Annotated in this window: 10 protein-coding genes; 8 read left to right on the top strand and 2 right to left on the bottom strand. The window is 48.3% G+C overall.

Annotated elements, in window-relative coordinates; translation table 11 throughout:
- The first annotated feature begins 15 nt into the window (after positions 1-15).
- From ACTJJS_RS13720 to ACTJJS_RS13735, 4 genes are all read left to right on the top strand, one after another.
- Positions 16-2,097, top strand: a complete 2,082-nt coding sequence (locus tag ACTJJS_RS13720) for a histidine kinase (RefSeq protein ID WP_440664119.1) — start codon at positions 16-18, stop codon at positions 2,095-2,097.
- Between the two features lie 40 nt (positions 2,098-2,137).
- Positions 2,138-2,887 (top strand): LytR/AlgR family response regulator transcription factor, encoded by a 750-nt coding sequence (locus ACTJJS_RS13725; protein ID WP_440664120.1) that lies wholly within the window; start codon positions 2,138-2,140, stop codon positions 2,885-2,887.
- A gap of 297 nt (positions 2,888-3,184) precedes the next feature.
- On the top strand, positions 3,185-3,823 hold the full coding sequence (locus ACTJJS_RS13730) for a TetR/AcrR family transcriptional regulator (RefSeq protein ID WP_168871108.1): 639 nt from the start codon (positions 3,185-3,187) through the stop codon (positions 3,821-3,823).
- A 63-nt stretch (positions 3,824-3,886) separates the two neighbouring features.
- Entirely contained in the window at positions 3,887-4,501 is a 615-nt protein-coding gene (locus ACTJJS_RS13735; RefSeq protein WP_168871107.1) for an outer membrane beta-barrel protein, read from the top strand.
- Between the two features lie 185 nt (positions 4,502-4,686).
- Here ACTJJS_RS13735 and rho read toward each other — a convergent pair whose 3' ends face one another.
- A complete protein-coding gene (gene rho / locus ACTJJS_RS13740) occupies positions 4,687-6,390 on the bottom strand; it encodes a transcription termination factor Rho (protein WP_168871539.1) in 1,704 nt (567 codons plus the stop codon).
- 464 nt (positions 6,391-6,854) lie between these two features.
- Between rho and asnS the strand changes: the two genes are divergently transcribed.
- From asnS to chrA, 4 genes are all read left to right on the top strand, one after another.
- Positions 6,855-8,294 (top strand): asparagine--tRNA ligase, encoded by a 1,440-nt coding sequence (gene asnS, locus ACTJJS_RS13745; RefSeq protein ID WP_440664121.1) that lies wholly within the window; start codon positions 6,855-6,857, stop codon positions 8,292-8,294.
- 260 nt (positions 8,295-8,554) lie between these two features.
- Positions 8,555-9,085: an ExbD/TolR family protein gene (locus tag ACTJJS_RS13750; RefSeq protein ID WP_440664122.1), complete on the top strand. Its 531-nt coding sequence runs from the start codon at positions 8,555-8,557 to the stop codon at positions 9,083-9,085.
- 124 nt (positions 9,086-9,209) lie between these two features.
- Positions 9,210-10,166 (top strand): isopenicillin N synthase family dioxygenase, encoded by a 957-nt coding sequence (locus ACTJJS_RS13755; protein WP_440664123.1) that lies wholly within the window; start codon positions 9,210-9,212, stop codon positions 10,164-10,166.
- Positions 10,167-10,560: 394 nt separating this feature from the next.
- Complete coding sequence (gene chrA / locus ACTJJS_RS13760) at positions 10,561-11,721, top strand: chromate efflux transporter (protein ID WP_317166396.1); 1,161 nt, start codon at positions 10,561-10,563, stop codon at positions 11,719-11,721.
- 1 nt (position 11,722) lies between these two features.
- Here the strand turns inward: chrA and ACTJJS_RS13765 are convergent, their stop codons facing one another.
- Positions 11,723-13,054, bottom strand: coding sequence for a sigma-54-dependent transcriptional regulator (locus ACTJJS_RS13765; RefSeq protein ID WP_440664124.1), 1,332 nt, complete (start codon positions 13,052-13,054; stop codon positions 11,723-11,725).
- Positions 13,055-13,132 lie beyond the last annotated feature (78 nt).

Genomic DNA, 13,132 nt, shown 5'->3' on the forward strand with positions numbered 1-13,132 from the left:
ATCCATACACCATTTGTGAAGCGCATTATCATCTTAATGCTGTTGTTGTACTGTTACACCACAGGCGCCCTTGCCCTGGACCCCACCCCGGACACCCTGACAGTAAAAGACGGTTTTGCTGCCTCGGCACTGGATTTGCGCCCCTACATAAACAGCCTCTCCGATCCGGAGGGCCATCTGTCCATTCAGCAGGTGGTACACCTGCCTTTTACTGCCGCCCCGCAACTTTTTCACAACTACAAAAAAAATAATGGTCAGGTTAACAACTCCTGGTTCCGGCTACAGGTAAAAAACGAAGGCACCGACACCCTCTCCGCTATTCTTTTTGCCGGCTGGCACGATTTCATGGACTGGTACGAAAAATCGCCCGGCGATACGGCCGCACTGCTGATGCAGACAGGCCTCATGTATGACAAAGGCGGCGTGGAAAGGTGGGACCACTACGGCTTCAGCGTTAATGTGCCCCCACATCAGGCCCGCACTTTCTACCTGCATATCATTAACAAGTCGTACAATGAAAACCCGCTCATGCCCATGCTCTTCAGCGAACAGGCCTTTGCCCGGTTCCATAACCGGGAACAGGACAGCTACCGCAAAGAAGCCGTGATCATACAGGTGGTGCTGGGCATGCTCCTCGTTTTCTTCAGTATTTCCATCATCAACTATATCCAGCTGCCCGACCGGTCGTATATCTACTTCGCCATTTATATCCTCGGGCTGATCCTGTTTTTCGCGCTGCGGCTGGAAAGCAAGCCCTATCAGCTTTCTTTCTTCCACCGCTGGCCTATGCTGAAATATTACTGGGACATACCGGGGCTGCTGTTCTGTTTTTATCTCATGTACCTCATGTTCGGTAATACCTTCCTCAACCTGAAAGAGCGGTATCCTTTCATGGAACAGGTGTTCACCTGGGTAGCCACTGTCGTGGGCGGACTGATCATCGTCTGTATTTATTGTATCCTGATGGAGCAGTACCATCTTCCGGTGATCATTTACAGCTATGTGTATTTCTGCACGCTGCTGCCGTTGCTGGTGGTATTTATAGCGTTGGCACGGCGTTCCCGTCATCACCCGTTGCTGCGGTTTTTCCTGTATGGGTCCGTATGCCTGTACCTGGCCTGCCTCGGCTCCTTCCTTATGCATATCAGGCCCCTGGGGCTGTTGAGCGCATTGGGCGAGCTGGCCGCACCAACCATGCTGCTCATCGGCGGCGTGTTGCTGCAGGCCATGTTCTTCCTGGCCGGCCTCAGTTACCGCAACAAGCTGGTACACCTGGAAAGGACCCGTACCCAGGAGCTGCTGATCAAACAACTCAATAAAAACAAGGAGTTGCAACGCAAGCTCAATGAGCAGCTCGAAGAACTGGTGAAAGAACAGACCACAGAAATATTGCGCAAGAAACATGAGCTGGAAGAGCAGCGAAAAATTCAGCTGGAGACAGAGTATGATAAAAAACTGACAGAGATAGAACTCAAAGCCATCAGGGCGCAGATCAATCCCCACTTTATCTTCAATTGCCTCAACTCCATCCAGTTGTTTGTAATGCAGCGCGACTATGAATACGCCCAGAAATACCTGTCAGACTTTTCCTATCTGATCCGGAAAACGTTGGACTTTTCGCGGCGTAACTTCATCTCCCTGGCAGATGAGATCACGTATCTCAATACTTACCTCGGTCTGGAAAAGATGCGGTTTGAGAACAGGATGGAGTACGAAATTGTAGTAGATCCGGAGATCACCACCGCTGAACTGGAGATCCCCGCCATGCTGCTGCAGCCTTATGTGGAAAACGCCGTGAAACACGGCATGACCAATCCGCAGCAGCCCATTGGCCAGCTATCGATCCGGTTTACGCAGGTGGCCGCAGACATGCTGGAATGTGTTATAGCCGACAATGGTATTGGCATTGCGCGTTCCCGCTCCCTACGCACACTGCCCAAACACCACCAGTCGTCCGGCATGGAGATCAGCCAGAACAGGGCGGAGCTGCTGAATAAAATGTACAATACGGAAATTCATATCGAGATCATAGACCTATCAGCACGGGATGAAGCAGATAGCGGCACGGTAGTGAAGATCCTGATACCTCAACTATAATAATATATACATAAACGTTAGTTAGCAACATACTACTGTCATGATAAAAGCGGTGATCATTGATGATGAGCGAAACAGCCGGGACATTATAGCCCTGATGCTGGAGAAATATTGCCCCGAGGTAACGGTAGCCGCCACGGCTTCCGATTGTGCAGAAGGCATTGTACGGATCAGGGAGCATCAGCCGGAATTGGTGTTCCTGGACCTTGAAATGCCTGATGGCACCGGCTTTGACGTGCTGCTGGGCACAAGGGAAGACGTTCCCTTTGAAGCGGTATTTGTGACCGCATTTGAGAAGAAGTTCCTGCATGTGATCCGTTGCGCTGAAGTAGAGTTGATCCTCAAACCGATTGACAAAGAAAGCCTGTTGCAGGCGGTATCGCTGGTACGGGAGCGGATTGCCGGCAATAGCAGCAAGCAGCGTTACCAGGTGCTGCTGGAGAATTTCCATAACCTGCAGCATGCCTCCTGGAAGCTGCTGGTACAGGATACTAACGGGGACACCCAAACGATATTTCTTCCTTCCGTGGAATGCCTGGAATCACGGCAGGACAACTGCCTGTTCCGGATGGATTCCGGGGCGGAAATTGAGGCGGAGCGGCCTTTCCGGTATTATGCCGATCTCTTTTCCTCACTACAGTTTTACCAGGTAAACAATATGCAGATGGTGCAGCTGTCCAATATCAGCCAGATAGACGCCAACCATGGCCGTGTGATGCTCAAGAGCGGTATGGTGGTGGAGATCACAGAGCGCCGCAGGAAGGACCTGCTGTCGCGCTTGCAGCGGTAGCGCAGCTTAGCAGGGAACAGTATATATGTAAACGTTGATCTGGCTGGCATTTGCCACCTGCATATTTCGCAATTTCAATTTTTTGTTGACCCTCCTTCAATTTCTTTCAAATAAATCACTTCTTTTTTAACGGGCAGAACAACCTGCGCCCTGTTTTTTTTCTTTTCGATGTATTTGCGCGGAGGATACGTAACAATTATTTAACAAAAAAATTTGGTGGAATAGGTTTTGGTCGTACTTTTGACTCGTCAAACAAAATAGTCAGACAGTCAGACTACGAAAATTGACGAACTATCTATGGCAGAATTAGACCAGAAGCGAACACTTATTCTTGAGGCCGCTTTAAAGCGGTTCAAAAGGTTCGGACTGTCTAAAACCACCATGGAAGAGATCGCCAGGGATCTGGACATCTCAAAAGGGTCTTTGTATTATTATTTTTCAGATAAGGAATCCATTTACGTAGCGGTTGTGGAGCGCATGATAGCAGATTGTTTTCTCGACATGTCTGATTTTGTGGACACAGCTACCTCTACCGATGCGATTATTAACCGGTATCTGGAATTGAAGGAAACCATGTTGAAAGAGTATCATTTTCTGTTTGGGATCAACCAATGGATAAAAGATATGCCATCTACGCTGATGCGGCAAACAATCGAGTTGCTACAGACAGTGGAAATTTCCTTCCTTTCCGCCACTATCAAAAAAGGGATTTGCCTGGGTGAACTGAATGAAGACACTGATGCTGATGCAACAGCGCAGTTGTTGATCAACGTATTATTCGGACTATGGGTAATATGGTGTAAATGGCAGGTAACAGGCTTTAACCCGCTGGACCGTGAGGCGCTGCATTGTTTCATGGAAAGAGAGAAAAAGGTATTGGACATTTTTTTTAATGGATTAAGATATAGACCTGCAATCAACCAAGACAGGCTTTAATGTATGTAGAAGAATCAAAGACAAGAGAGAACAGTTTTAATGTATATTTAAATTTTACGAAAGATGAAAAAGTTGATTGTAATGGCCGCAGTAGTACTGTTCGGCACACAAGTAGCTAAGGCACAGTTATCAAAAGGCGATGTTATCCTGGGTGGCAATGTTAATGTAAAAACCACTTCTGCGAAAGTAAAAGACACAGACAACAAAACCACCAATACTTCTTTTGGTGTTAGCCCTAAAGTAGGTTACGCGCTGAATTCTAACTGGGTAATTGGTGTTTTCGCTGAAACTCAGTTTGGCAACAAAAAAGTTGCTACTGCAACCGGTGATGTAAAAACCAAAACCCTGGATATCACTCCTGGTATCTTCGTTCGCAACTACCACATGATTGGCCAGAGCAAATTTGCATTCTTTGCTGAAGCAAATGCTGGTTACGGTTTTGGTAACACTAAAGTAGACGGCAACAAAACTGAAAGCTACACTGGCTTCAACGTAAACGTACTGCCTGGTATCACTTACTTCGTGACTAAACACTTCATGATTGAAGGTGCTTTCGGTGGCCTGGGTTACACTTATGCTCAGCACAAAGCTGAAGGATCCGGTGTTAAAACCAACGTTAGCGACTTCGACTTCAACTTCACTAAACAGTTGAACCTGGGTGTTAACTTCATTTTCTAGTCTGTATTGATTGATGTTTTACATAAGAAAGTCAAAAGGTTAGATAGATTGGATAATCCCGCTGCAGTATTACTGTAGCGGGATTCTTGTTTTAGGTGGTTTTTATTTTGCCTGATACATATTGACACAAAAAAGCCCCGCCATACCGGCGGGGCTTTTCGCATTTGTATAAGTTGGACTCCTGATTATCCGTTCATGGAGATCAGGAATTCTTCGTTGTTTTTAGTACCACGCATATGCTGCAGCATGAAGTGCATGGATTCGTCTGTATTCATATCTGCCAGGTGATTGCGCAGGATGTGGATACGTTTGAGCGCATCTTTGTCCAGCAGCAGATCGTCGCGGCGGGTAGAAGACGCAGACACGTCGATAGCCGGGAAGATACGTTTGTTCGCCAGTTTGCGGTCGAGCGCCAGTTCCATGTTACCGGTACCTTTAAACTCTTCGAAGATCACCTCGTCCATCTTGGAACCTGTATCAATCAGGGCAGTGGCCAGGATGGTGAGGGAACCGCCGTGTTCTATTTTACGGGCGGCGCCGAAGAATTGTTTGGGTTTCTGCATGGCGTTGGCTTCCACACCACCGCTCAGCACCTTGCCGGAGGCAGGGGCAACGGTATTGTGGGCTCTTGCCAGACGGGTAATGGAGTCGAGCAGGATCACTACGTCGTGGCCGCATTCTACCAGTCGTTTTGCTTTCTGCAAAGCGATAGCAGACACTTTCACGTGTTTTTCAGCTGGTTCATCGAAGGTGGACGCGATTACTTCTGCTTTTACACTGCGTTCCATATCGGTCACCTCTTCCGGACGTTCATCGATCAGTACCACCATCAGATAAATTTCGGGGTGGTTGGTAGCGATGGCGTTGGCCACTTCTTTCAGCAGCATGGTTTTACCCACCTTCGGTTGCGCCACGATCAAGCCGCGCTGTCCTTTACCGATAGGGGTAAACATATCCATGATACGGGTGGAGTAGTTATTGGAAGTAGTGGTCAGTCTCAGTTTTTCGAACGGAAACAGCGGTGTCAGATAGTCGAAAGGCACGCGGTCACGTACTTCTTCCGGTGACTTGCCGTTGATCGTTTCTACTTTCAGCAGTGCAAAATATTTCTCTCCTTCTTTCGGCGGACGAACGGAACCGTTCACGGTGTCACCGGTTTTCAGGCCAAACAGTTTGATCTGGGAAGGAGATACATAAATATCATCGGGAGAGCTCAGGTAGTTATAATCAGAGGAGCGCAGGAAACCGTAGCCGTCGGGCATCATTTCCAGCACGCCTTCGCTGAGGATCACGCCGTCGAACTCTATATTGAAAGCAACGTCTTTCTTTGGATAGCGCTGTTTTTGCGCAGCAGGAACAACCGGGTCCAGACCTTCCGGCATCACAAAATCATCGTCCTCTTCTTCTTCCTCTTCCAATGCCGGAACAGGCGCGGTTTCCTCTTCTTCTGCTTCATCTTCCGTGAAAGCAGGAATGATGATATCGTCATCATCATCAAAAGTGAGAGAAGGAATGCTGTCCAGGTCTATATCGAAATCCTTTATTTTAGATTTAGCCGCCGGAGCCGGTGCTGGTTCTGCTTCTACTTCTTTGCTTTTGCTTCCGGAAACTTTTTTGGTAGATTTTTTTGCGGCTGGTTTTTCTTCCGCGGAGGAGGGTTCTTCAGTCTCGTGATGCGCTTCTTCTTTCTTTACAGGTTTGCGTTTGCGTGCTTTTTTCTCTTCTCCGTTGGACTGGTTATCTTCTGAGGCCATCACCGCTTGTTTGTCCAGAATTTTGTAGATCAGGTCCTGTTTGTTCAGTTTTTTTGCGTTGGGAACATCAAGCTTCTCTGCAATGTCAAGCAGCTCAGGAACGAGCATGTCGTTCAATTGTAAGATGTCGTACATCATCTGTGTTGTCAAATTTTAGAAGTGTTGTGAGGCGGGTACCACTGCATACCAACATACACCAATTACAAATAATTGTTTTGTGTCAAGAAATTTAATTGATTATTAAATTTGATAGGGAATGATTGAGTTTAGGAACTGCCGATGAAGATGTGATTTGAACTTAATCAGGCAGATTATACCGCAAGATTAAAACAAGTTTTATTATTATCCAAAAAAAATTTCAGCCCAAATGCCCCGCAGTCACCGCTGTGACGCTATTCCGGCCTCCTCCCCCGCCCTATAAATGCCGAAGGGCGCGGGCCTTAAAACCGGCCCCGGACATATATCCTTTTTTGTATTATATCTATTTTTAACATTTCTTTTGCATCCCGGCAGGAGTAATTATCTTGTAGGGACCGGCATAAGACTATATGGACTATTGCCGGGAAAACTTATTTTTGCACTCCAAAATTTAATTTTTTATGAGCCAAAGACTGAAAGTCAAACAAATCTTGTCCGACGACAAGTCGCATTACGAAGCAACAGTAAAAGGTTGGGTACGGTCTTTCCGTAACAATCAGTTTATAGCTTTAAACGACGGCTCTACCAATAATAATTTACAGATCGTTATCGACGCTGAAAATACCGATGCAGCGCTGCTGAAAAGGATCACCACCGGTGCGGCCATCAGCGCCACCGGCCAGATCATTCCTTCCATGGGGAAAGGCCAGCGCGTGGAACTGAAAGCAGCAACACTCGAAATACTGGGCGACTGCGATCCGGAAAAATTCCCGCTGCAGCTGAAAAACAAGCCCAGCCTGGAATACCTGCGTGAAATCGCACACCTGCGTTTCCGCACCAACACCTTCGGTGCTATTTTCAGAATCCGTCACTCACTGGCATTTGCAGTGCACAAGTTCTTCAACGAACAGGGTTTTGTATACCTGCATACGCCCATCGTCACTGCGTCTGACGCAGAAGGCGCCGGTGAAATGTTTCGGGTGACCACCCTCGACATGCAGAACCCGCCGCGTACCGAAGCCGGCGATATCGATTATAAAGAGGACTTCTTCGGCAGGTCTACTAACCTTACCGTGTCCGGCCAGCTGGAAGGGGAACTGGGAGCCATGGCCCTGGGCGAGATCTACACCTTCGGCCCTACGTTCCGCGCAGAAAACTCCAACACGGCCCGCCACCTCGCTGAGTTCTGGATGATAGAACCAGAAATGGCTTTCTATGCCCTGGAAGATAACATGGACCTCGCTGAAGCATTCATCAAATCACTCATCAGCTACGTCCTGGAGCACAACCGTGAAGACCTCGACTTCCTCGCCAACCGCCTGGCAGAAGAGGAAAAACAAAAGCCGCAACAGGAACGCAGCGAAATGGGGCTGATCGAAAAACTGGAATTTGTGCTGCACAACGAATTCGTTCGCATCACCTATACCGAAGCGATCAGCATCCTGAAAGACAGCAAACCCAATAAGAACAAGAAGTTCCAGTACCTCATCGAAGGATGGGGCGCCGATCTTCAGAGCGAGCATGAACGCTACCTGGTAGAAAAACATTTCAAAAAACCGGTGATCCTGACGGACTACCCGAAAGAAATCAAGTCTTTCTACATGAAGCTCAACGACGATAACAAAACCGTTCGCGCCATGGACATCCTGTTCCCCGGCATCGGTGAAATCGTAGGTGGTTCCCAACGGGAAGAGAACTACGAAAAACTGGTGCAGCGCATGCAGGAAATGCATGTGCCGGTAGAAGAGCTGTCCTGGTACCTCGACACACGCCGCTTCGGTACTGCACCGCACTCCGGTTTCGGCCTCGGCTTCGAACGCATGATGCTGTTCGTTACCGGTATGACCAACATCAGAGACGTCATACCGTTCCCAAGAACACCGAAAAATGCCGAATTCTAACTGTGATGCACCTGATTATCACTGGTCCGCCTGATTGTTTGACACGGCTGTGATTTGATTGCAATTACTTTTATATACCTTCGGGCATTCTCTTTTTAGATATTTAAAACCCGTACAGGCCTGGCTTGTACGGGTTTTTCCTTTTAATGCCTGCCCGATTTTTCCTGCTGAACAACTGCCTTGTATGGAAAATTAATGCTGCTGCATCTTTTATGCAGAAAGCGCTTTCAACCAATTTCGTACATCCCAAACCGTTACTTATGGCTGAAATGAACAACGACGCGCCCGGGGGCCGTCACGGCAATAAAAATGCCCGCTGCAGTAAAAAATCAACCCGCGTGGATATGACGCCCATGGTGGACCTTGGCTTCCTGCTGATCACTTTTTTTATGCTGACCACCACGCTGGCTCAACCTAAAACCATGCAACTGCTCATGCCCCGCAGCGATGGCGATTCTATGTCACTGCCCGCACAAAAAGCATTGACGGTTATCCTGGGGCCGCAGGGCCGCGTTGCCTGGTATGAAGGCATCGGTGATGATATCACCGCACCGCCGCAGGTCAACTACACCAGCTTCGCCAATCATAACGGTATCCGTGATGTGATTATCCGGAAGAAAGAAGCCGTGTACCAGCACACACAAAAGAATGACCTGATGGTATTGATCAAAGCCGTTAAACAGGCCCGTTACGAGAATGTGGTAGATATCATGGATGAAATGCTGATCAACCAGGTGGACCGCTACGCCATCGTAGATATCAGTGAGCAGGAAGAAGGCTACTTTAAATAATTACGATTTACGAATGACGAATTTAGCCATGCAGAATACATTAAATAAAATCTCAATTCGTAATTCGTAATCTGTAATTCGTAATTGGATTCCGTACCTTTACCGCTCCAAAACAATATACGATATGGCAATAACCCATTCCATCCCCTCTGTAGATCTGGCGGACTTTACCTCTGGTGATGCCAGCCGGAAAGCAGCCTTTGTGCAGCAACTGGGAAAAGCTTATGAAGAAGTTGGTTTTGTGGCAGTAAAGAATCATGGCATTCCTGATGAGCTGATCGCGGACCTCTACAAATATGTTCAACAGTTCTTCCAGCTGCCCTTTGACACGAAGCATAACTATGAAATCCCTGAACTGGCGGGGCAGCGCGGTTACACTTCCTTCGGTAAAGAACATGCCAAAGGATATGACGCCCCTGACCTGAAAGAGTTTTTCCAGTTTGGACAAACCGTGGAGGATAACGATCCCATTGGAGCAGAATACCCGCCGAATGTGCAGGTAGACGAAGTGCCGGCATTTACGCCCACCTTCTTTAAAGCATACCGCGGCTTTGAAACTTCCGGTAAATACCTGTTGCAGGCTATCGCCCTGTTCCTCGGACTGGACGAGCATTATTTTGATGACAAAATCCACAATGGCAATTCTATCCTGAGGGCCATTCACTACCCTCCTATCAAAGAGGAGCCTAAATCCGCCATCAGGGCAGAGCAACACGAAGACATCAACCTGATCACCCTGCTGGTAGGCGCGTCTGCCGACGGGTTACAGATCCTCGATAAACAAAACAACTGGGTACCGGTAACGTCCCTCCCGGAACAGATTGTGGTGAACGTAGGCGATATGCTGCAGCGTCTTACCAATAACCGGTTAAAATCCACTACCCACCGTGTGGTAAATCCTCCCCGCGAAATGTGGCACACCTCCCGCTACTCCATTCCTTTCTTCCTGCATCCTAAGTCCGCCATGAGACTGGATTGCCTGGAAAGCTGCGTTACCGCAGAGAATCCGCTGGCATATGAACCCATTTCCGCGGGTGAATATCTGGACGAAAGGCTGCGCGAAATCGGACTGAAAAAATAAACCTGTTATAAGATTTAAAGTCCCGGCAGGACTACCTACCGGGACTTTCCGTTTATCCTGCGCAAGGGCAAACCTGGTTATTTCTGGCTTTTCAGCATGGTTATTTTTTATGCAAGGTTTTTCTGATATGGTCACTTTTTTGGTCCGGGCACTGTTTCATGCCGGTGGGTTATAAGCTTCACAGTACAAACTAGTTACAACGGATAAAAGGCCATATTCGATTACAACAGCCACCCTTATTACAAGTATTGTGCCCTTATTATATTACAGATTAGTATTATTAGCAACACTGTTGTATTTTGTCGGATTATTTTTACTAACTTATTGAATCCTTCGAGCGGAATTCACTTTATCAATAACTGTGTTTCTACGTCATATACCTTTTTTAAAAGCGGTGCTATTACATAGCATAACTGCCTACGGTGGCCCGCAGGGGCACCTGGCAATGATGATGAAAACATTCGTATACCAGCGAAAAGACGTTACCGAGCAGGAACTGATGGAATATAACGCCTTCTGCCAGCTCCTCCCGGGCGCATCCTCCTCTCAAACACTTACCCTTATTGGTTATAAACGTGGCGGTGTAATGCTCGCCATTGTGACCCTGCTGATCTGGATCACTCCTGCCTGCCTGCTGATGGGATCGCTTAGCTTCCTGCTGCAGTATTTCGACAAGCGGGCGCTACAGACCGATATCTTTAAATACGTACAGCCGATGGCGGTAGGCTTCCTGGCTTTTGGAAGCATCAAAGCCTATCGTATCAGTATCAACAACCTGGCGACCTTCGTAATCATGATGGTGTCCATGTTTGCAGCCTTTTACCTGAAATCGCCGTGGACTTTCCCGGCATTGATCATATTGGGGGGCATCGTTTCCAACTTCAGTAACAAACGTATCCCGGACATCCCGGACAAACCCAAAAAAATACAATGGGGAAACATCTGGCTGTTTGTGCTCATCTTTGTGCTGGCCGGTTTTCTCTCTGAATATGCCCGTTCCCATGAATGGATCACCCGTCGTCCTTTCAACCTTTTTGAGAACTTCTACCGTTTCGGCAGCCTGGTCTTTGGCGGCGGCGATATCCTCATCGCCATGATGCTGGAACAGTACGTGACCCGCACAAAGTCCAACTACATGACTGCGGAAGAACTGCTGACAGGCGCCGGTATTATGCGCGCCCTTCCGGGGCCGACTTTTTCCATCTCCGCGTATGTAGGCGGCATGGCGATGCGCAACCTGGGCATGGGCTACCAGTTCCTCGGCTGTATCCTCGCCCCTATCGCGATCTTCCTGCCAAGCCTGTTACTGGTGCTCTTCTTTTTCCCCATCTGGCATAACCTGAAAAAATATGTGGTCATCTACCGGGCACTGGAAGGGATAAACGCTGTGGTGGTAGGTATTATGTGGGCGGCCACCCTCATCCTGTTTTTCGCTATTCCTATCAACTGGTACAACCTGCTGATCATGTTCTCCACACTGGCATTGCTGCTATTCACCAGACTGCCATCGCCATTTATCGTAATTGCCTGCCTGTTAATGGGCTGGCTGCTATAGCTCAGATATTATATTCCCTGATTTTATTGTACAGGGTGGTGAGGCCGATATCCAGCAGCTCCGCCGCCTTGGTTTTATTGCCTTTTACATGGGCCAGCACCCGGATGATATGGCTTCGTTCCATATCCGCCAGCCGCAGGGAAGAAGAGGTGCTGTCCACTCCCTGTTGAAAATCGAAGGGCAGCGACGGCACATCCAGTATATCCGTGTCCGTGAGGATGGCTGCCCGCTCCAGCACATTGCGCAGCTCCCTGATATTCCCTTTCCAGCTATGCTGCTGCAATGCCTGCAGGAAAGCCGGGCTCATACCGGTCAGGCGTTTGTTCAGCTTGGGCGAAAACTGTTGTATAAACCAGGTCGCCAGTAACGGGATATCTTTTTTTCGTTCATTGAGTGAAGGCAAAGCGATCTGAAATACGGAGAGGCGGTAAAACAGGTCTTCCCGGAAGTTGCCGGCGGCTATTTCCTGTTCCAGGTGGCGGTTGGTGGCGGCAATTACCCGTACATCGGTTTTGACCGGTTTGGCTTCCCCCACCTTATAGAACTCCTGCGCTTCCAGTACCCGCAGCAGTTTAGCTTGTAATTCCACCGGCATCTCTCCCATTTCATCCAGGAAAATGGTACCGCCGCGGGCTTCTTCAAAAAAGCCTTTTTTATCCTTTACCGCTCCGGTAAAGGCACCGGCCACATGTCCAAACAGCTCGCTTTCCAGGATATCTTTACCGATAGCGCTGCAGTTGACCGCCACAAATGGCTGCTGGCGCCTGTTACTGCCCTCATGGATAGCGTGGGCAAACACCTCTTTGCCGGAGCCGGTTTCACCCAGTAACAGCACGGTCATGTCCGTAGGCGCCACTTTCCGGGCCAGCTCTTTGGCGGCATTGATTTCAGGGGAATTACCCAGGATGTTGTCAAAATTATATTTACCGGCTATTTTCTTTTCCAGGTCGCGGATGCGGAACTGTAACCGGGCTTTGTCCATTGCCTTGCTGACCAGCGGCAGGATACGGTTGTTATCATCACCTTTGGTGATATAATCAAACGCGCCGTTTTTAATGGCTTGTACCCCGTCGGCGATGTTGCCGTAAGCCGTGAGCACAATGGTTTCCACCTGCGGGAAACGGCTGCGGATTGTTTGTACCAGCTCTACGCCGTTGCCGTCAGGCAGCTTCACGTCAGATAATACCACGCTGATCTCCTCTTTTTCCAGGATTTTCATGGCAGAACGGATATTCCCTGCTTCATGCAGGGTATATCCTTCCAGTGCCAACAACCGGCTCAGGAGCTTCCTCAGCTGGTCTTCATCGTCGATAATAAGTATATGGCCCTTCAAGGTATTTTATTATTTAGTCATTTTGTTATTTAGATATTTATCCAGGGATAAACACAACAAAGTAACTAAATAACCCAA

The organism is Chitinophaga sp. 22308 (assembly GCF_052045305.1).
GTDB lineage: Bacteria > Bacteroidota > Bacteroidia > Chitinophagales > Chitinophagaceae > Chitinophaga > Chitinophaga varians_A.

Bases quoted from the DNA above. Each gene is read 5' to 3' on its own strand.
- ACTJJS_RS13725 (WP_440664120.1), top strand. From the start codon at position 2,138: ATGATAAAAGCGGTGATCATTGATGATGAGCGAAACAGCCGGGACATT.
- ACTJJS_RS13730 (WP_168871108.1), top strand. From the start codon at position 3,185: ATGGCAGAATTAGACCAGAAGCGAACACTTATTCTTGAGGCCGCTTTA.
- ACTJJS_RS13735 (WP_168871107.1), top strand. From the start codon at position 3,887: ATGAAAAAGTTGATTGTAATGGCCGCAGTAGTACTGTTCGGCACACAA.
- rho (WP_168871539.1), bottom strand. From the start codon at position 6,390: ATGTACGACATCTTACAATTGAACGACATGCTCGTTCCTGAGCTGCTT.
- asnS (WP_440664121.1), top strand. From the start codon at position 6,855: ATGAGCCAAAGACTGAAAGTCAAACAAATCTTGTCCGACGACAAGTCG.
- ACTJJS_RS13750 (WP_440664122.1), top strand. From the start codon at position 8,555: ATGGCTGAAATGAACAACGACGCGCCCGGGGGCCGTCACGGCAATAAA.
- ACTJJS_RS13755 (WP_440664123.1), top strand. From the start codon at position 9,210: ATGGCAATAACCCATTCCATCCCCTCTGTAGATCTGGCGGACTTTACC.